General features: G+C 46.1%; 11 protein-coding genes, 3 pseudogenes and 1 CRISPR repeat array. Of the genes and pseudogenes, 3 read left to right on the forward strand and 11 right to left on the reverse strand.

Annotated elements, in window-relative coordinates:
- Window positions 1–435: pseudogene (locus QUA03_RS09360) on the forward strand (IS701 family transposase); the annotation flags it as partial.
- 15 nt (window positions 436–450) lie between these two features.
- Here the strand turns inward: QUA03_RS09360 and QUA03_RS09365 are convergent.
- Window positions 451–1518: pseudogene (locus QUA03_RS09365) on the reverse strand (filamentous hemagglutinin N-terminal domain-containing protein); the annotation flags it as partial.
- Between the two features lie 65 nt (window positions 1519–1583).
- The gene (locus QUA03_RS09370; protein WP_333211515.1) at window positions 1584–4478 is read right to left on the reverse strand and encodes a two-partner secretion domain-containing protein; all 2895 of its coding nucleotides are present in this window, start codon (window positions 4476–4478) and stop codon (window positions 1584–1586) included.
- Window positions 4479–4841: 363 nt separating this feature from the next.
- Between QUA03_RS09370 and QUA03_RS09375 the strand changes: the two genes are divergently transcribed.
- The gene (locus tag QUA03_RS09375) at window positions 4842–5414 is read left to right on the forward strand and encodes a hypothetical protein (protein WP_333211516.1); all 573 of its coding nucleotides are present in this window, start codon (window positions 4842–4844) and stop codon (window positions 5412–5414) included.
- Between the two features lie 247 nt (window positions 5415–5661).
- Window positions 5662–6402, forward strand: coding sequence for an ATP-dependent Clp protease proteolytic subunit (locus tag QUA03_RS09380; protein ID WP_333211518.1), 741 nt, complete (start codon window positions 5662–5664; stop codon window positions 6400–6402).
- A 6-nt stretch (window positions 6403–6408) separates the two neighbouring features.
- Here QUA03_RS09380 and QUA03_RS29000 read toward each other — a convergent pair whose 3' ends face one another.
- From QUA03_RS29000 to cas6, 9 genes and pseudogenes are all read right to left on the reverse strand, one after another.
- Window positions 6409–6660, reverse strand: coding sequence for a hypothetical protein (locus QUA03_RS29000; protein ID WP_445304842.1), 252 nt, complete (start codon window positions 6658–6660; stop codon window positions 6409–6411).
- Complete coding sequence (locus QUA03_RS09385; protein WP_333211520.1) at window positions 6661–8721, reverse strand: ShlB/FhaC/HecB family hemolysin secretion/activation protein; 2061 nt, start codon at window positions 8719–8721, stop codon at window positions 6661–6663. It abuts the gene before it with no gap.
- A 630-nt stretch (window positions 8722–9351) separates the two neighbouring features.
- A complete protein-coding gene (locus QUA03_RS09390; RefSeq protein WP_333038163.1) occupies window positions 9352–10359 on the reverse strand; it encodes a protochlorophyllide reductase in 1008 nt (335 codons plus the stop codon).
- 392 nt (window positions 10360–10751) lie between these two features.
- The gene (locus QUA03_RS09395) at window positions 10752–11870 is read right to left on the reverse strand and encodes an alkene reductase (RefSeq protein WP_333211522.1); all 1119 of its coding nucleotides are present in this window, start codon (window positions 11868–11870) and stop codon (window positions 10752–10754) included.
- Between the two features lie 36 nt (window positions 11871–11906).
- Window positions 11907–12147: pseudogene (locus QUA03_RS09400) on the reverse strand (transposase); the annotation flags it as partial.
- Window positions 12148–12261: 114 nt separating this feature from the next.
- A CRISPR array of direct repeats spans window positions 12262–17162; the repeat unit is 37 nt; unit sequence GTTTCAATCCCTGATAGGGTTTTAGGTTGTTTTCGGC.
- Between the two features lie 254 nt (window positions 17163–17416).
- Window positions 17417–17689, reverse strand: a complete 273-nt coding sequence (cas2, locus tag QUA03_RS09405) for a CRISPR-associated endonuclease Cas2 (RefSeq protein WP_333211524.1) — start codon at window positions 17687–17689, stop codon at window positions 17417–17419.
- Between the two features lie 15 nt (window positions 17690–17704).
- A complete protein-coding gene (cas1d, locus tag QUA03_RS09410; protein ID WP_333211526.1) occupies window positions 17705–18709 on the reverse strand; it encodes a type I-D CRISPR-associated endonuclease Cas1d in 1005 nt (334 codons plus the stop codon).
- Between the two features lie 22 nt (window positions 18710–18731).
- Entirely contained in the window at window positions 18732–19325 is a 594-nt protein-coding gene (gene cas4 / locus QUA03_RS09415; RefSeq protein WP_333211528.1) for a CRISPR-associated protein Cas4, read from the reverse strand.
- 140 nt (window positions 19326–19465) lie between these two features.
- Window positions 19466–20299, reverse strand: a complete 834-nt coding sequence (gene cas6 / locus QUA03_RS09420) for a CRISPR-associated endoribonuclease Cas6 (RefSeq protein ID WP_333211530.1) — start codon at window positions 20297–20299, stop codon at window positions 19466–19468.
- Window positions 20300–20390 lie beyond the last annotated feature (91 nt).

The following is a 20390-nucleotide window of genomic DNA, read 5'->3' on the forward strand; positions in this document are numbered from 1 at the left end:
GAAGTAGGTAATTTTTATGGTTTAAGAACTTGGGTAGAATATGGTTTGAAGCAAAGTAAAAACGAATTAGGATGGGCCGATTTTCGCTTAACTAATTATCCACAAATAGAAAAATGGTGGGAAATTATTTTTAGCGCTTATTTGATGGTTAGCCTCCACTCTGAACAACTGCTAAAATTACCACCACAATCTGAATCTAATTTTTCATCACATCCTTGGTGGGATCAAGGAAAGGGGTGGAAGAATATTCTTAACAACCTCCGTTTAATACTTCAACCATTTGTACTCTTTAACTTTATTAAACCTTGGCTAGAAGTTTTTACGGTTCCTAAGTTATCCGAGGGCTTTTTTAAACTTCAAATGCTTGTCAATAATTTAACTCCTTCAATTTTTCAAAACCTCAATATCCCTTATTTACACTTTTCCTCTGCGTAGAGTGACAAAAGAGGGATAGTTATCTAATCCAATTCCGTTCATTTCTACTGAGTCGGTAGCGCGGATGTTGACAGCGCCTGCTGCACCACTTCCTGCTGTCAGAGTGAATAGTTGCGCCCCACCTTGGACTCGAAAATTTTGGGCGTTAATGTCGATGCCCCTGCCATCGATATTTCCCAAAGTCAGTGCATAAATTCGCCCACCGTTAAGGCTGACATTTCCACCTCGAATATCAACTTTGCCGCCACCGATTCCACTGGTGTTGATCACTGAGCCGTTGATTATTTCAATATTACCAAAGTTGGAAATCTTGTCATAGTTTAAATTTAATCCAAAAGGCGTTGACCCCAATCCAACCATCCCCGGACTAGCGACGCTACCCAGCAAAATTTGTCCGGTTGATGCAGTGAGTGTTCCCTGATTTAATTCAATATCTCCGCCTACTAGGGCGATAGTTTGTCCGGGAGCAACTGAAGCGCCCATGTGATTGAAAATGGGCGGGATTCCAGCGGGTAATTGGGGTAAATTCAAGGCTGGCGCTGCTGAATAGTTAATGATTTTACCCGGATTTTCTCGAAAATTTAAACCGATAGGTATATTGACATTTAACAGCGGTACTGATTCTGGATTGCGGCTGCTGAATTGATAGCCATTATTGAAAACTACGCTATCAGCAGAACTTGCTAAAAATGAACCACGCAAATCTAACCGCGCATTGGAGCCGAAGACAATTCCTTTGGGGTTAATTAAGAATAAATTGCCGTTTCCCAAAACTCCCAGAGTTCCTAAAATATTAGAAGGGTTGCCACCAGTAACGCGGGTGAAGATGTTGGTGATTCCGCTGGGATTGGCAAAATAGGCTCCCCGTCCTTCACGGATGTTAAATTCGCGCAAGCTGTGAAATAGGTTAACGCCACGAGTTGCACCGCCTTCTATTCTGTCGGATGGTAAGTTATTAATCGTATCGGGCACTGTGCGCGAACTTTCTGCACCCAAGCTATTATCGGGAATGATTTGGGCGATCGCCGGGACAGGAAACAGCAGTAAGAATGCAAAAAATAGGGCATAAGATTGGCACTGCATCTTTTAAATCGGGTTAATTTAATATTATAAAAATAGCGAGGGATTAGCTAAAACATGAAGAGTACCTATCGAGGTACGCAAACACCCGTCGATTTCGGACTGCGAATAGATGCACCACCACCTGAATTATAGGCTACCAGCGTTACTTGTCCTCGATCGTCCATTACCCAACCTTGAGCGGGCATAATTTCTGTTGGTCGAACTTCTATGGATGCTCTTTGACCTTCTATGTGCTGACTTCCACCTACCGCTGGTTCCACCCACGGCAACGGTTCTTCTGCGCTGCTGAGAACCTCGTGAGGGCTTGGTGGCAATCCCCCCCGCCCCGTCACAGTAAACTCGTTCTCGGCCCCTTGGATGCAGGGATTTGCAGCAATTAACGCAGCCGGATTGACCACATTTTGCGGCAGTTCCACTAAACCTTGAACGGGATTCACTCCAACAGAACTAAATGTTACCGCCCCTTGTAAAGCCGCGCCGCCACTTTGGGAAATCGCCGCAATATCGCTGCTGGGAATTAGAGAAGTAGGACTTACTTGCAACGCTGCAAATTCGGCGTCACTGATCCCCAACCTGTTTCTGACTTGTTCGCGACTCGCTGCTGTAAACCCAAAAACATTGGGGACATTGATATTGACGCGGCCGCCGCCTGCTGTGCGCGCGTTGGCTGTGATGTCGCTGTTTTCTTGCGGGAGGGCGACAAGAATGTCGCTGTTGATGTTGATATTGCCGCCGTCAGAAGTGCCTGCATCCGTGGTAATTCTGCTGTTGCGGCGCAATTGGATATCTCGCGCTTGCAGGTTAATATTTGCTCCAGTACCGGATACAGTCGTGCCGTCAATCATCGCTTTGTTATCAAGAGCGATCGAATTTGCGACAATATTGATATTACCAGCGCGTCCGGTTCCCGTAGCCTGCACCGTCACTGTAGCTCCATCTCTGACAATTAGTCGATCGCGCGCATTCAGATTCAACGCACCCGCATTTGCCGTAGCATTGGGATTAGTACCGAATGTCTTGCCCACGGAAGCATCAATTGTACTGACAAACAAACCGTTATTTCCGCTGCCGCTGACTGAAATGCGATCGGCATTAACAGTAATATTTCCCACATCTCCAGAGCCCAAAGAACTCGTAGAAACTATCCCCCCATCCCGCACAGTCAGGCTTGGCGTATCAATCCGAATATCCCCACCCCGACTCGAGCTCAAAGTTCCAGAAGTCAGCGCGCTAGCATTCTGAATTCCGCTAGTCAAAACTTGGGAAATACCTGAAATTTCTACGGATTCAGTAGCCCTAACTGTTAAATTTCCTGCCGGTCCCCCCTCCTGAGAAAACAAAAACCTGCCCACTAAAACACCCGTTCCTAAAGTAAAAGCAGAACCTCCAGAAAGAGTCAACCGCTTCGTATCAACGTTAATATTCCCCGCCCTTCCGTTAGAACCGATACTCAGCGTGCTGATTCCAGTTGACACAACTGTTCGCGGGCCGGTGTTAGACAATTCTATTGATTCAGCAGCTTTAATATTGATATTCCCCGACGGGCCGCTGCTGTAGCTTGTGGTACCTAGAAGAGAACCGTCGCGCATAATTAATCTGGCGACATCAACACTAATGCTTCCTCCCGCACCACTACTTTCTTTAGCTGTTCCGTTGTTAATTCCCGAACCCACCATCTCAAAAGTATTGGCGCGAATGATTAAGTTTCCGCCATTTCCACCACCAAAAGTGATGCCGCTACCTACTACGCCATTGTTGAATAGCAGGCGGCCAGTATCGATCGTAATATCGCCCCCCGAACCAGCGCCAGCACTAGCATTCAACAGCACAAATAGCGGGTCAAACGGGTCTGTAGTTCCCGATACCAAATATTTAATTGCAACCTGTTGATAGCCCTCAACTCCCAGCCCGCTCATTTCTACTGAATCAGCAGCCCGGAAGTTAATATGCCCTCCTGCACCATCTCCTAGAGTCAGGGTAGAAAATTGCGTTCCGTTTTCCACCCGCAACTTTTGAGCGCTGATATCGATACCTCTACCATCAATATTTCCCAGTGTCAGCGCATAAATTCGCGCACCGCTGAGGGCGACATTTCCACCTTTTAACTCTACTCTGCCACCACCAATTCCGCTGGTGTTGATAAGTGTTCCATCGGATATTTGAATATTGCCGAAGTTGTGAATATTGTCATAATTAACAGTTAAATTCCCCTGCGGAGTCAGTGCCAAATTAACTAAACTGGGACTGGCGACGCTACCGAGTAAAATTTGTCCGCCGCTGGCAGTTAAATTGCCACCTTGGAGTTGGATGTCGCCGCCAATCAGTGCTAAAGTTTGACCTGGGTCTACTGCTAAACCAACTCGATCGCTAATCGGAATTGGCACAGCAGAGGCTGGCAGGTTTACCTTTCCTATAGCCGTCGATTGATTGACAATTGCACCGTGATGGTCTCTAAATCTTAAACCAACGGGAATATTAACGGTTAACAGCGGGGATGTTTGCGGGTTGGTGCTGCTGAATTCAAAGCCATTATTAAACACAATACTGTCAGCACTGGAACCGATAAAGGAACCGCGCAAATCTAACCTGGCATTCGGCCCGAAGACAATCCCTTTCGGATTAATTAAAAATAAGTTACCGTTGCCTAAAACTCCCAGAGTTCCTAAAATATTTGAAGAGTTTCCACCCGTAACGCGGGTGAAAATGTTGGTAATTCCGCTGGGATTTTCAAAATAAGCTCCCCGCCCTTCACGGATGTTAAATTCGCGCAAGCTGTGAAATAGGTTAACGCCACGAGTGGCGCCGCCCGTGATTCTATCTGAGGGTATGTTATTGATTGTATCGGGAACTGTGCGCGAACTTTCCGGGCCCAGGGTATTATCGGGAATGATTTGGGCGAAGGTTGTCGAGGGAAATAGCAATAAGAAAACAAACAGTAGGCCGGAAGACAGGCGAGACATAGCTTAAATCCTGTTAGATAAATAATATCGTTTCCGGTTCCATCAGAATTATATATTTGGATTATATCAGTGCGATCGCCCCAGTGTTCTATCGGCTCTCTTTCACCCCTAAAGTGGACTTTTCACTATAATAAAGATAGCTTTTTTCAGTGCGACGGCTTAAGTAATTGAGTCGAATCGTGCGGCGAACTAAATCGAGGAAAGGAGATTCTGATGGGGAGCAAGAAGGGGTTGAGATACCTCATCGATAGGCGGTACTTTTAGACTCTATACAGTATTGTACCGCAACCGCGATACAATTATAAGTTGTGCCGTCGCGCCTGCAACAGAACGCGCTGAGCATTTTGAAGGTACAATTACTTTATGAGCGAAGAAGATATTTTTACTGACGCATTAGTAGATATTTTGTCCCTTAATCTCACGTCTGCTCACGTAGCAAGGAAAATGAGCTTGTTCTACGACTTGTCGATAGATGAGCGTGGAGCCGTTCAGATGGGCGTTGATATAGATACAGGGGAGCCGATTCGAGGCAAAGGAAAAGCTTTCGAGCAAGACATCTTAATTTATGAGAAAGTGAATGAGGCACGTACCTCTATTGTGCCCCGAATAGTCGTAGAGGTGAAGTACACTCATGTCACAACACACGATGTCATCGTTTATTCAGAGAAGGCCAATCGTATTCGCAGAATTTATCCGTATATGCGCTACGGCCTGTTGTTAGGTAAATTCAAAACTGTTCCGGGGCGAGTGTTGAGACTTGGGCAAGAGTTCGATTTTATCTGCACATTACAGCATCCGTTCGTTGATGTACAAATTCAGGATTTCCGGCAACTCTTGATGGATGAGTTTCAAGTCTCCATCTCACTAGGTAAGTTGTTGACTGGCAACATTAAGACCTCAATGGTTCATAGAAAGCTGTTGCTCAAGGGCAGCTAAGCGCATCTTATCAAAAGACAACGGCACAACAAGGCGCTGCACACCGACACCCGGAAGCGCCGTCGTTGGTGCCTCACTCTGGCGCTTCCGGGTGCGGGTGAGCTTGGGCGTTAGGCTGCATTATTCCAATGAATTAGCAGGCACAAGAGATTCCAAAAACTGCAAGAATACACAAAATAGTCAACTGTTATGGCTAAAAAATGACTGGGATGGACTCAACGTTGATAATTTCAAAAGGTTTTGCACTATGAGCAGCTTAATTAAGAAGAAGCATTTTAGATACTTTCTTTTATTTTCCTCTCCCATTTTTACGGGTATTGTTATTGTTTTCAATCCTGATAGAGCTATGGGTGATATTTTAAAGCGGGGTGAAATAAGTTTAGAACTAGCTCAGGCTCCAAATACCTCTACTACAAACAGAGCTATCTGTAATTCGGATAAGAAAACTATTGAGGGACTACTTAAAAAAAGGATTGTAATCATTAGTCAACCTATAAATGATGATTTGGCAAGGACGGTTGTAGCTCAATTGCTTTACCTAGATTCTCAAGCACCAGGAAAAGATATTTATCTATACATAAATTCCCCTGGGGGTTCAGTAGCATCGGGTATGGCTATATATGATACTATGCAATCCCTTCGCTCCGATGTTGTAACAGTCGGTATGGGTCTGTCGGCTTCTATGGGAAGTCTACTGTTGGCTGGAGGTACAAAGGGAAAACGTTTTGCCTTACATCACTCGCGAATTATGATTCATCAACCTTTTGTGGGTGTTCAGGGGCAGGGCAGAGATATTAAAAATCAGGCAAAAGAAATTATCCATTTGAAAAGACAACTCAATCAGTTATTAGCAAATCTTACTGGTCAACCCTTGGAGCGAATCCTAGTCGATACCGCTCAGGATTTTTTTATGTCTGCCCAGGAAGCTAAGGCGTATGGGATTATTGATAAAGTAGTGGATAAACTACCTTTAAGCTGTCAAATATAGTCTCACTCAAATCAAATCCCCTAACACTTTCAATGTAGCTTTTTGAGCGTTTGTCAATTCCGTTGCCCCTCGAAGATTCATCCCTTCATACAGCCGATCGCCCATCAACGTCCTAATACAACATCCGGTTGCGACATCCCACAGCTTAATCGTGCGATCGAGGCCGCCACTTAATAAAATTTGACCGTCACCGCTAAAGATGAAAGTGTTGGGCGAAGCGAAGCGTAGGGTTCGATCGCGCTCAACCCAACCTACAATTTAAAACGCAAAATAATTAATCCGAAAGTATAGGCCTTTTTCCTGCAAAGTTCGATCGCCCGATCGAGCATTGATCAAAGGAATACCATAGTCTAGACGCACATTCAACCGATCGCCCATCTGCCAAACTAGGCCTAAACCCGCACCCAGCAGTTTATCCGACTCAGGATTGGCCTTTTCCTCCGACTGGTTCCACCCTACCCCAAAATCGATAAACGGAGCCACTTGCAACAAACCTTGGACTGCGGGGACACGCCAAACCGGGATTCGCACTTCAGCAGAGGCGATTGCACCGCTATCGGTTAACAGCAAATCTTGGCGGTATCCGCGCACGCTTTGAACGCCACCGATCCCAATTTGTTCGAGGGAAAGCAGGGGGCGATCGGCTAATTGAATGTCAGAACGCACAATCAGCAAGGTTTCTGGTGCTAGCAGCCGCACGTACTGGGCTTGTCCGCGCCACGCCAGAAAGCGACTGTCAGGGCCGCTATCGTTTGCAGTAGCGCCGAACAGATTAGTGCCGAGGGAGAATTGCGATCGCGCCGCGAACACTTGGCTGGAACTCCGCTGCACGTATTCTTGAAAAAAGCGCACAGCCGAAACCCGGGTTTCGCCACGCTCATTTGCTCCCGCTGAAAGCGCAAACTCTTTTCCCGACAGGAATGTATCGCTTTCTTGCCGCGAAAAACTCAGTCCCAAAGCCAAAGTGCGATCGGGCTTTTCGACAATCGGCTGGCGGTAAGTTAACTCGTAAGTCCGCGATTTACCCTCGATTTGTGCACGATCGAACGGTTCCTCGATAATGTTGGTGCTAGCAGCGCTCGCAGCGAAGCCAATCGTGCCGTTGCGCGCGTTGACGGGGACGGTGTAGCTGCCGTTAAATTCATTGCTGCCGTCGGTGTTAGCATAAGATACCTCTAATCCGTCGCCCAAACCGAGCAAATTTGCTTGATTGATGCGAACACCGCGCCGAAAACTGCCGACGCTGGGCGATCGGTTGTTGTCTGCGAACACTTCAGCGCTAAAGCTGTCTGCTTCTTTGACGCGCACTTCTAAGCGGCTGTTTTCCGGGCGGCTTCCGGCTTGCAATTCGGCGGAAATATTGGCAATTAAGGGGTCTAGTTGCAGCAGTTGCAAGGCTTCCAGCAACCGAGATCGGTTGAGGGGCCGTCTGGTGGCGCGTTCTAGGCGCGATCGCACGTAATTGGAATTTAAGCGCCTGTTTCCAGTAATCACAATTTCATCTAATCCGCCTTCTACAATCCGAATTTTCACCACACCTCCTTCTCTCGGAAAGGTTTGGTTGGCGAGAATTACAGCGCCGGAATTGATGTATCCTGCCGCTACATATTTTTGAGTGACGGCTGCTTCGGCTGCGATCAGTTCCGCAAAGGTGATTTCGCGCCCCGCAAACTGTTGCGTAACTTCTGCGAGTTCGCGATCGCTAAAAGCTGTGTTGCCCTCAAATTCAAAGCCAGCGACCTTAATTGTACCCAGAATCCCCGGTCTAATTTCGCTTTCAACGGGTGTTGGTCGGGTGGGTTGGAGGGGAGACGGCCCAGGCGGTTGTGGCGGCTCTGGAGCGGGTAATTCGGGTTCTCGCGGCAGAATTGGGTTGGGCAGTTGACTGAGTTGCGAGGGTCGATCGATACCCAAATCAATTTTTTTTCGGTCAACATTTTGTTCTAGTTTTTGATCTGAGTTAAAAAGCTCGGTTTCTTGAGTTTTTGTGCTGAATGTGCGATCGGCTGAATTTGCCGCTTCTGACTCTAAGTCGGCAGTTTCCGCAGGTGGGGATAAGGGTAGAGTTGTCGCCAAAGCCGATCGTTCTGATTCAGCGGGTAACTGCGTTTCCTCGTCTTTTACGGGCAAGTCTTCGCGTTTGTCAAAAGTGGTATCGGGAAGGAAAGCTCGATCGCCTCTGCTGCTAACTGCGGCCAAATCCTCAACATTTGAGGTCAAAATTTCAACTGTGCTAGCGGATGTTTTCGCTGGTTTTGCCAACAAAACTAACCCAAAAATACCAGCGAATAAAAATAGTTTTTGCGAGCGACAAGCCATAGAATCTAATTATCTCGAATAATTGGGTAAAATATTTTCCGCAATAGAGCACCCTCAAGTAAAAATCAATCTTAACAGCAAAAAAACGAAACAGCCGTCGCAGCTAACAGTTTCGGCGACGCTACAAACCAAAAGGTCGATCGACGGCTGTTGATTTCCCAAGACTTACGCTTCAACCGGGTTCTTATCCGAAAAAATATCGTGTAAGTCGATGGTAAACGGTAAAAAAAACCAAAATTTTTTTGTTGCAAAACCTACGCTTTCATGCTAACGCAGCGACCAGAACATTCCTGCACGCCAGGGTAAACCAGAAACCGGGTTGTGTCCGAAAAGACGCGCTACAACTGAGATATGGCACCCTTCTCAATAATCTTTTTATGAACAGGCAAGATGCCTGTTCCACAAGAGATAAATTTTCTTGTGGAACAGGCATCTTGCCTGTTCTTAAGAATAGTGCAAGATGTGAGTTACAGCCTGCAGAGCCACTAAAAAACCCGGTTTCTTTGATTTTGGTGCATCATACCAAATCCGACTTTAATACCCCCTTTATTGAGTCCGCGTCTACCCACATCCTGTGCGTAGACGCCGTTTCAACCGCCAAGCCTGATCAAGGGGATTTGTAACTTTGAATTATGCAGAGCGGCCCGCACTAGCCGCAGCACCCATTTGAGCTCCGTCAGTCAATCCCACCAACTTAGCGCTCAACTCCCACATCCGCTCGCCTTTTTCATCATCGCGGGCCTGGGGAGAAACCTTTTGCACAAAAGACTTACCATCTTTTTTCTGACGGTTCCCCCAACTCCAGTAAGCCCCAGATTGCTTGTATTCGGGATCAGCAACCACCATCGCCAGCCTTTCCCCCGCCAACTCCTGCGACACATAACCGCCGGTGATATTCTTCTGAAACAGCGGGAACAGCTTCTGAAACAAAGGATAGTGGTTGCGGAACAATGGCGTATCCGCCACGCATCCCGGATACAGCGAAGTGAAAGTAATCCCCGTGGATTCGTGAAAGCGGCGGTGCAATTCCCGCATCGTCAGCACATTGCAAACTTTGCTATCTTTGTAAGCCTTGACCGGTTCAAACTTCTTGCCATCAACCATCGAAATCGGGTCTTTGAAACCCGCTTCAAAACCCTCAAACTTGCCTAAATCCGGGCGCGGCGGAATCTTCCCACCCAACTCGTCTGGATTGTGAGTCACAGTTCCCAAAATCACGATTCTGGCATCGGAATAATAGGAAGGCTTCATATTTTCCATCATCAGGTTACACAGCAGGAAATGACCCAAGTGATTGGTAGTCATCGTCAATTCATAACCCTCCGGGCTCCGCAGCGGTTCCTTAATCAAAGGCATATAAATGGCGGCGTTGCACACCAAAGCGTCCAGAGGCCTGCCGCTGGCCTTAAATGCGCGAGCAAACCGGCGCACGCTCTCCAAATCGCCCAAGTCAATCTCCATGATGGAGAAACTGCCTTCAGGTATGCCCAACTCTCGGGCGGCGTCTCCGGCTTTTCGCACGTCCCGACAGGCCATGACTACGTGCCATCCCTTGTCTGCGAGAGCTTTCGCGCCGTACAAACCGACGCCGGAGGAAGCGCCGGTGATGATAACCGTGGATTTGTGATTTTGTGCCATCTTGTTAAAAGCGCTTCCGCTATTGATTTTTTTCAGGCACTCAAACGCTGAGCTAGCAGCTTGGATGTTTTGAAGTACCCTATGGTTATTAGGATATGAGGAAACGTTCTCGATCTCAACTGGGAGCCTCTCACTTTTGCCGACAAGCTAGAAATTGGAGGGCCGAGACTGCGAGGCAGGGGGCAGGAGGGCTGATACTGCGAGGCAGGAGGCAGAAGAAGTGTTTTTACAAATAATAAATACTCGCTTTCAACTGGCGATAAAAATCAAATATGACTCCAAATCCGACTCCTATTTTGAGAAATTAACCATACATCTTTTAGGGCGAGTTCACCATTATCTATGACGCACATACTCACTATTTATTGATAAACCCGCCCCAACCAATTTAACTAAGAAATAGCTTGAGGTTCATGATAGGTAGGGAAATCGATATAACCTTCAGGGCCAAAAGAATACCAGACGCCCATTTCAGCAGGCGGATTGAGTGGCCAACCATTAGTAAAACGCTCTACCAAGTCAGGATTGCTGATAAAATCCCGACCAAAAGCTACTAAATCGGCAAGTTTGCTGCTCAGGGCCGTTTCAGCCTGTTCTTGAGTATATCCGCAGTTGCCGACGAGCGGCCCTGCAAACACATCGCGAAACTCTGCTATCGTCATCGGCGTTCCCAATTCATGAAAGCCAAATGCTAGACCGTCCACCAAGTGAAGGTAAGCTAAATCATAGGCATTTAACTGCTCTGCGAAATACAGAAAATCTTCTCGATATTCTGGAGAACCCATATCATTAAAATTACCGTTGGGAGAAAGTCTAACTCCCACTCTGTTTGCCGGAAATACTGTGATAATCGCCTCGACAATTTCCTTAAGAAAACGGTAACGGTTTTCAACTGAGCCACCATAGGAATCAGTGCGGTGATTGGTTTGGGTTTGCAGGAATGTGTCAATGAGATAGCCGTTTGCCGCGTGAATTTCTACACCGTCAAAACCTGCCATTTTTGCTCGTTCTGCCGCCTTGCGATAATCTTCTACAACCAGGGAGATTTCATGGGTTTCTAGAGCGCGGGGAGTTTCGTAGGGTTCTTTGCCCACAGGGGTATGAAGACCTTCTCCGTTTATTTTGATGGCAGAGGCTGCAACTGGCAATTGATTGTTTTGATGAAAACTGCTGTGGGAAGCCCGCCCGCAGTGCCAAAGCTGCATGAAAATCGGCGTTTGGTGGGCATGAACCGCAGTCACAATTTGTTTCCAAGCTTCGCCTTGTTCGTCTGAATAAATACCGGGCGTATTGAGCCAACCATTAGCTTGAGTAGAAACCACGGTGGCTTCTGTAATGATTAAACCAGCGGAGGCTCGTTGAGTGTAATACTCTGTCATCAAGGCGTTGGGCATCCGCGCTTCACCGGCTCTGGCTCTCGTTAGAGGTGCCATGACTACTCGATTTTTTAAGGGTAAATCTCCGATTTTGAATGAACTTAGTAGGAATGGAGAAGTTGTTTGAGTGGTCATAATTTTGAGGTTTTGTCAACTGAATAATCTGGTAAATCACATATAGCAACTGCCCGTGTTAGGACGCAAGGCGCAAGACATCCAAGGGTCGCCAAAATGCAAGCAATCAAACTCATCAAGCTGTTTACGAATTTGACTTTTTAGCCAAGACTCTTCTTTGTTCAATTTTGTTAAACTCTGGAGAGTATGGCGGTAAATATAATAGTTTACACCCTGCTGTTTGAATCAATTCCTGAATCCGACCCCTTTTATCAAATGTGAGATTATCCATGACCACTACCTATGCTGTGACAAGTGTTGGAAGTAAATTTGTTTCCGGCGAAGAAAGAGTCAGGAGTCAGGAGTCAGGAGAAGAATACCCTCTTTCCTCCTCTGCTGAATACTTCCGAAGGTTTCAATCCCTGATAGGGTTTTAGGTTGTTTTCGGCCCTTTTACTCAAGTATGTAATTTGCTCTCTCAACTGTTTCAATCCCTGATAGGGTTTTAGGTTGTTTTCGGCTCGCAGGTTCAACGAGAACCGCTTCATGCTGACGTTTCAATCCCTGATAGGGTTTTAAATTGTTTTCGGCTCGGTCAAAGAGCCTCGATAGCTCCCTGGAGGCGTGGTTTCAATCCCTGATAGGGTTTTAGGTTGTTTTCGGCCTGCATTCTTGAGGAAATTCCTCTACCCGATCGTACTCGTTTCAATCCCTGATAGGGTTTTAGGTTGTTTTCGGCGAGAGAGCTAGAAAGAATGGAAATACCGCCGAAGTTTCAATCCCTGATAGGGTTTTAGGTTGTTTTCGGCAGTAGCCGGAACATCAAAAGAAGTATTTGTGTCTGTTTCAATCCCTGATAGGGTTTTAGGTTGTTTTCGGCAAATGCCATCCCTGCTTTCATACCCCAATCCATAGCAAGTTTCAATCCCTGATAGGGTTTTAGGTTGTTTTCGGCTATCAACCACCGCAACATCCGGCTACTGTACGAAGTTTCAATCCCTGATAGGGTTTTAGGTTGTTTTCGGCATGTGTCAATTTTGCTTTCAAGTCTAATTAAATGTTTCAATCCCTGATAGGGTTTTAGGTTGTTTTCGGCTGCAATTGCTCAGTAATCCCATAAAGCCATTCAGGTTTCAATCCCTGATAGGGTTTTAGGTTGTTTTCGGCTTGACCTCGATCCGATGTCGAATGTGATCGCTAACGAGTTTCAATCCCTGATAGGGTTTTAGGTTGTTTTCGGCTTGGAAGGTAATTTTGAGACTGCATCTTTAATGGTTTCAATCCCTGATAGGGTTTTAGGTTGTTTTCGGCTTTTCTGCGAACTACCCATGCCCAAATTCATTCTTGTTTCAATCCCTGATAGGGTTTTAGGTTGTTTTCGGCTTCGGCCCGGATTTGTCCGGTTGATGTCCCGATCTCTCGTGTTTCAATCCCTGATAGGGTTTTAGGTTGTTTTCGGCCTGGACGCAAGCAGAGACAACTCACTCCGTAGCAACATCAGTTTCAATCCCTGATAGGGTTTTAGGTTTCAATCCCTGATAGGGTTTTAGGTTGTTTTCGGCGGTAGGAAACCCCACGATAATAGCTGAAGCTATGGTTTCAATCCCTGATAGGGTTTTAGGTTGTTTTCGGCAAATAATATTTACAACGTTGAATTTATGCAAAATTTAGTTTCAATCCCTGATAGGGTTTTAGGTTGTTTTCGGCCTCAGCATAGTTTCTGTAGAGTGATTCGATGTGGCAGTTTCAATCCCTGATAGGGTTTTAGGTTGTTTTCGGCCTGATATTATCGGTACAATAAAAGGGAACTTTACAGTTTCAATCCCTGATAGGGTTTTAGGTTGTTTTCGGCTTATAAACAGCAGAGCTTGTAAGTCGATACGAGTTGGTTTCAATCCCTGATAGGGTTTTAGGTTGTTTTCGGCTAAAGGGAGGGTTTGACCGCTCGGATATGAATGTTTCAATCCCTGATAGGGTTTTAGGTTGTTTTCGGCTGGTAAGGTTGCCACCAACTCACTGCCTAAATAGCGTTTCAATCCCTGATAGGGTTTTAGGTTGTTTTCGGCGATAGGCAGCCCCAGAAACAGAAGCAGCACCCAGTTTCAATCCCTGATAGGGTTTTAGGTTGTTTTCGGCGATCGCTATTTTTTAGAGGTTTTTATTTATGGTTGTGTTTCAATCCCTGATAGGGTTTTAGGTTGTTTTCGGCGCGATCGTGGTTCGTCAAAGCTCAAGATTGCTTTGTTTCAATCCCTGATAGGGTTTTAGGTTGTTTTCGGCTGCAAGCGCAGCGGCTACCTGTCAAACTATCGGCGTTTCAATCCCTGATAGGGTTTTAGGTTGTTTTCGGCTCAAGTGCTGGAACTCCAGCGGCGGAAAGTTCCGTTTCAATCCCTGATAGGGTTTTAGGTTGTTTTCGGCGTGATATCCCCGCTGATTTGTTTACCGCACTTTATGTTTCAATCCCTGATAGGGTTTTAGGTTGTTTTCGGCGCAATATTATGAATCAAAATCAAATCAAATACTTGGCGTTTCAATCCCTGATAGGGTTTTAGGTTGTTTTCGGCTCTCCTTAAAATTCAGCATCATCAACGGGCAAAAGTTTCAATCCCTGATAGGGTTTTAGGTTGTTTTCGGCACTCAAAAAGCTCTTGAAGCTATTCAAAAATTGCGTTTCAATCCCTGATAGGGTTTTAGGTTGTTTTCGGCGTTTCGGGATAGTGATGAGCCAATACGGTACTGGGGGTTTCAATCCCTGATAGGGTTTTAGGTTGTTTTCGGCTTTTATAAGTTGGTGTGGGACAAGTGCGTCAAGAGGCGGTTTCAATCCCTGATAGGGTTTTAGGTTGTTTTCGGCATTAATGTGGGTAGTTGTAAATTTAATTGATGAGTTTCAATCCCTGATAGGGTTTTAGGTTGTTTTCGGCACAATTGCCTTGATTTTGTTGCAAATTTGGCAGGTTTCAATCCCTGATAGGGTTTTAGGTTGTTTTCGGCCTGGGAAGAGCCGTTAAGTAAACCTATTCCTTGTAGTTTCAATCCCTGATAGGGTTTTAGGTTGTTTTCGGCGGGCGGCAAGCACCCTCACGATATCCACCCCGTCCGTTTCAATCCCTGATAGGGTTTTAGGTTGTTTTCGGCAAGTCGTTTCGCAATTTGCCATGTACTGATAGGGTTTCAATCCCTGATAGGGTTTTAGGTTGTTTTCGGCTGGCACGTCGAGTTTGTGCGCCTCTTCATCTTCAGTTTCAATCCCTGATAGGGTTTTAGGTTGTTTTCGGCTTGAGGCAAAACGGCTACTTCAAGGTATTGTCTGGTTTCAATCCCTGATAGGGTTTTAGGTTGTTTTCGGCCATCTGCTGAATTACCGGATCGCTCAACAGATCGGCGTTTCAATCCCTGATAGGGTTTTAGGTTGTTTTCGGCGATAACCCCCGCCACCGCCGGGGTCGCCAATTCCACGTTTCAATCCCTGATAGGGTTTTAGGTTGTTTTCGGCGCCCGGTCGCCAATCTCGCGAATAAGTAAGGCTGAGGTTTCAATCCCTGATAGGGTTTTAGGTTGTTTTCGGCGCGTGCCGTCCAGTTGGCATAAATTTTTATTTTCCTGTTTCAATCCCTGATAGGGTTTTAGGTTGTTTTCGGCAGAAGATTTTGAAGGTAAGTTTAGCAAGAGACAGCAGTTTCAATCCCTGATAGGGTTTTAGGTTGTTTTCGGCAGCGGCCATTATGCTTTTAAAAGCTGGTGTTGTTTCTGTTTCAATCCCTGATAGGGTTTTAGGTTGTTTTCGGCGCCACGCCATAGATAAATCCCGCGTACTTGCCCAGTTTCAATCCCTGATAGGGTTTTAGGTTGTTTTCGGCTCCCACTCGCGATCGCCCCTGAGCAAAAATTCTTCACGTTTCAATCCCTGATAGGGTTTTAGGTTGTTTTCGGCATTTGCGAGTCGCTGGCTCAAGATAAGTCTGGCGTTTCAATCCCTGATAGGGTTTTAGGTTGTTTTCGGCCTGACGTGTCGGATTTGCGATTGAAGCTTGAAGCTAAAGGTTTCAATCCCTGATAGGGTTTTAGGTTGTTTTCGGCCGGGAAGCAGCGCAAGTTGCAAAAGCAGAAGCAGTGTTTCAATCCCTGATAGGGTTTTAGGTTGTTTTCGGCCCCGCAAAATCGTTAACCTGATCAAAAAGGATCTCAGCGATGTTTCAATCCCTGATAGGGTTTTAGGTTGTTTTCGGCCAGAAGCCGAATATAAAAAATACAAACAGAGTTTGTTTCAATCCCTGATAGGGTTTTAGGTTGTTTTCGGCATTCACCTGCTGCGCCTAATCCGAGTGTGTTTTTGTTTCAATCCCTGATAGGGTTTTAGGTTGTTTTCGGCACGGCGTTGACAAGTTCGTGAATGCCAAGCGGTTCGTTTCAATCCCTGATAGGGTTTTAGGTTGTTTTCGGCAGTTTGACAGCTTTAATTCAATCAGAATCGAGAAAGGGTTTCAATCCCTGATAGGGTTTTAGGTTGTTTTCGGCCTGATTAAAATAGTTGTCTTTGCCGTTGTGGGTTGTTTCAATCCCTGATAGGGTTTTAGGTTGTTTTCGGCTTTTGATCGCAAGTTTGCAGGACGCGAAGACAGCGTTTCAATCCCTGATAGGGTTTTAGGTTGTTTTCGGCTTGGTTAGTGTTGGAAGCTATTTAAAATTAATATGTTTCAATCCCTGATAGGGTTTTAGGTTGTTTTCGGCGTGCATGAACCATTCCAAAACACCTTGTGTCCTGTTTCAATCCCTGATAGGGTTTTAGGTTGTTTTCGGCAGGATGAGCAAGGGCGCGGCGGGTGTTATCAGTATGTGTTTCAATCCCTGATAGGGTTTTAGGTTGTTTTCGGCCGCCACTGCCGGAGCGACAAATCCCAGTACCTGTTTCAATCCCTGATAGGGTTTTAGGTTGTTTTCGGCCGATCACGGCACATCAGCGCATTTTCTCGGCGGCAATGTTTCAATCCCTGATAGGGTTTTAGGTTGTTTTCGGCGCATTAGCGAAGCCTCCGGCGCGTAGGAAACCGAGCAGTTTCAATCCCTGATAGGGTTTTAGGTTGTTTTCGGCCTTACAAGAAGCCGCTACCACTACCGCTTCCGAAAATGTTTCAATCCCTGATAGGGTTTTAGGTTGTTTTCGGCCTTGGGTCTGACTCCCTACGCCGGATTGTATGGCGTTTCAATCCCTGATAGGGTTTTAGGTTGTTTTCGGCCGTAAGATAGCTCGCAGCCGCAACAGTTATGGCTCCGTTTCAATCCCTGATAGGGTTTTAGGTTGTTTTCGGCTGCCGGGGTCTGGGAGGCTTGAAATATAAGGTTCTCAAGGTTCAGTTGCGTCTGACTGCAATCAATATACCGTTTCAGCGATCGCCCTGTCAAGGGGGCAAAATTCAAATAGACCTCAAACTCTCTCCCAGTAAAGCTTTCAGCATTTGCGTCTGACCCGCATGAGGTACAAACCACTGCAAACCCAGTCCTAGTAAAGCTTTCAGCCATTAAAATTCACCCCCTCCGTTCAACACCTACAGCCAGACGCAAAATCAAACCATAAAGATCGTAGTATCGATCGGTGCCCGGCCGCCAATCCGCTCGATCTTGCCCTGACAGCAAGCGCACAAATAGTGAAACAGGATGCTATCTTCTTCCGACTTAATCACCTTACTCAGACGTTGGCGCATCCGGGCATACTGAGTATCCGTCACCTCGCAATGAAACACCGAATACTGCTTCCATTCCCCATAAGACTTGAGAATCTTGTGAATCTTAGTGCGGCGCTTGTCCTCAGATATATCGTAGCAAACCAAAACAAACATAACTTAATTGCCTCCCTATTTCAGAATCAAAGGTGGATACTTATCAACTTCACCCATCAAATACTTAGCCATCAACCGCCCTTGAATTTCAAACGCTTCTTGATAAGTACACAACTTTCCCATCACAGGATGCTTGAACTTTGACTGTTTCTTTTGTTCGTAAAATCGCAAAAAATTGTGCAGCGCTTCTTTTGTTAAAGAAACCGCGCCGCTCAACGGTTCTGCCGTAAAATCATTAGGGGAAACTTTCTGCAAATTGATCGCTGTCAACACTACAGCATCAACTACCAAAGGTCGAAATTCTTCCATCAAATCCAGCGCTAAGGAAGGACGGCCATAGCGCTCAAAATGCAAATATCCCAAATACGGATCGAACCCCACAATATTCACCGCACTTTGAACATCGTGCCGCAGCAGAGAATATCCCAAACTTAACAGAGAATTTACCGGGTCAGTAGGCGGACGGCGGCGGCGAACTTCAAAGCTAAAATCTGGCACGCGAATCAGTTGATTGAAGCAGCCAAAATAAGTCGCACTACCCGCCCCCTCTAATCCTCGCAGAGAATTAATACTCGAAGTTTTGTCAATAGACGCGATGACTTGTTTCAATTGGGCAATGGGTTTTTCAAATTCCTGGGGAGAATATTTGCGCTGATATTCTAACAAAGAATTGCGGTAATTCTTGAGCTTTCCCCGTACAAATCCCCTAACTAAATGTACGGCTTGTTCCGATTCCCCAGCCGCTTGCCACTGAGCTTTTCGCACAAAGATGTTTTTCGTCATTTCCGGTTCCAACCTCCCCAAATAACGTCCGTTTAGCGTCAGAAAACTTAAAGGAATGTGACGTTCCAAAAGTTCCACAACCACAGCCGGCGAAACTGTAGCGCGTCCCAATGCAACAACACCATCAATCTTAATTAATGGCACGTCCAACAGATTTTTTTTGTCAGCTTTAACCGTCAGACGTTCATCGACTTTGCCAATAAAAGCATCTTCTTGAGTAATGTAAACTGTTCCCATTGTGAAATCTCCTATTTGCAGGTTAACTTGCTTCTTGATAGCGGTTGACTTTGGCCGCAGCTTGGGGCAGACATTGGGGAAAAAGACTGCATCCCGTACACCGAGCGGTGTAAACTGGTAAAGGGATATTTCCCGATCGCCAAAGAGCACCGACTTTTTCAATAGTTGCGATCGTATCCTGTCTCAAACCCTCAGAAATCTCGACTAATTGCCGCTGATGCAACTGCGCGTAATACACATATCCAGTCGCAATAGTTTTCCCCGTCATCTCCTCCAAACAAAGCGCTTGGGCGCAAACCTGCAACTCATCATTATCCCATTCCCCCTTCCGTCCCCGCTTATATTCCACTGGGTAAATCTCACCCTCAGCCGACTCAATCAAATCCGATTTACCAATCAGTTTGTAGCGCTCGGATTTCAGCCAAATCGCCCGCACCTGCCAAGTTTCATCGCGATTAATCTCGCCCATCGTGTGAACGCGATCGTGCAAACTTGTCCCTTCTATGGTATACTGATTATCGGTGAATTCTCCAGCACAAGACATTCGCCAACAGCGGTGAGGACAGTAAGAATACTGGTTGAGAGTTGCAATCGAAATGTAATCAAAATCATTCATAATTTTGATGGTTTGTAGGAAATTAGTAATTGGAATTAGCAACAGGCAAGATGCCTGTTCCACAAGAGTTTAGTGTTATTGTGGGGTGGGCATCTTGCCCGCCCAGGAAATCCGGAATCTTGCCCGCCCTCAAAATCCGTTTAACTCTTATTAACAACTATTCTTCGAGTCATTCCCATCCCCATCGGAGTTTTCCTCCCCACCCCGCAGTAAACAGCAAAATCAGCCAAAGCATTAATTTGCTTAATCACTAAAGGCTCGACATCTCCCAAAATCCGATAACTAACCTCCCCAACCATGCCCACAAAATCGCTTTGATAGTTGGTCAATTTTTCACTTCGGATATTGACAAATGTTGAAAAAAGTGCATCGAAGGAAAGATCGGGAATTGCGATCGGGCTGTACTTATTCCAGCGACTGAGGAGACTATTAAAAACGCAGTCTCTAGTAGGAATCACGGAATCAAATTTCCCCTGTCGAAAAGTTGTAGGAGTCGCAAAACTGAAGGCAATTAAACGATTGGTTTCGGAAGCGCGATCGTACAATTGAGAGTAATCGCAAGCATTAGCCCAAGGCTGATCTATTTGGGGCGTTCCGAGAATCTTAGTAATCATCAAATCGGCAGGCCCGAGATGCCACGGCTTCGAGGGATTGAGATTCAGCCAAAGCTGAGTTAACTTGCCAAATAAAGTGTCATCAAGCAGAGTAATCCGCCACCAACACAGCGTGTGTTCTGGAATCGATTCTGTATGTTCCCATTGCAGGGAATGGTGTTTTTTGAAAGGGCATTTTTTAGTTTGCAAAGGGCTGAGAGTGAAGGATTTTTGGGCGGTGGCATCGTGGAGGCGATCGCCGAGTTGTTTGTCAACGGAGCTCACGAGGGTGAGAAAGAGGGCGTGCAGGTGTCTTCCGGTGAGGTATCCGGGGGGAATTGGGGCCAGGGGAAGGATGTTGATGACTAGGCTGTGCGGCATATTGGGTTAATGGTTAATGCTTAAAATTGGTTTAATTTTTATCGTTCCCAGGTTCTACCTGGGAACGCATTTCTAGAGGCTCTGCCTCCTA

Origin of the sequence: Microcoleus sp. S36b_A4 (assembly GCF_036700645.1) — a bacterium.
Taxonomy (GTDB): domain Bacteria; phylum Cyanobacteriota; class Cyanobacteriia; order Cyanobacteriales; family Microcoleaceae; genus Microcoleus.

Coding starts and splice junctions, on each gene's coding strand:
- QUA03_RS09380 (WP_333211518.1), top strand. CDS start 5,662: ATGAGCAGCTTAATTAAGAAGAAGCATTTTAGATACTTTCTTTTATTT.
- cas1d (WP_333211526.1), bottom strand. CDS start 18,709: ATGGGAACAGTTTACATTACTCAAGAAGATGCTTTTATTGGCAAAGTC.
- QUA03_RS09390 (WP_333038163.1), bottom strand. CDS start 10,359: ATGGCACAAAATCACAAATCCACGGTTATCATCACCGGCGCTTCCTCC.
- QUA03_RS09375 (WP_333211516.1), top strand. CDS start 4,842: ATGAGCGAAGAAGATATTTTTACTGACGCATTAGTAGATATTTTGTCC.
- cas6 (WP_333211530.1), bottom strand. CDS start 20,299: ATGCCGCACAGCCTAGTCATCAACATCCTTCCCCTGGCCCCAATTCCC.
- cas2 (WP_333211524.1), bottom strand. CDS start 17,689: ATGTTTGTTTTGGTTTGCTACGATATATCTGAGGACAAGCGCCGCACT.
- QUA03_RS09385 (WP_333211520.1), bottom strand. CDS start 8,721: ATGGCTTGTCGCTCGCAAAAACTATTTTTATTCGCTGGTATTTTTGGG.
- cas4 (WP_333211528.1), bottom strand. CDS start 19,325: ATGAATGATTTTGATTACATTTCGATTGCAACTCTCAACCAGTATTCT.
- QUA03_RS09395 (WP_333211522.1), bottom strand. CDS start 11,870: ATGACCACTCAAACAACTTCTCCATTCCTACTAAGTTCATTCAAAATC.
- QUA03_RS09370 (WP_333211515.1), bottom strand. CDS start 4,478: ATGTCTCGCCTGTCTTCCGGCCTACTGTTTGTTTTCTTATTGCTATTT.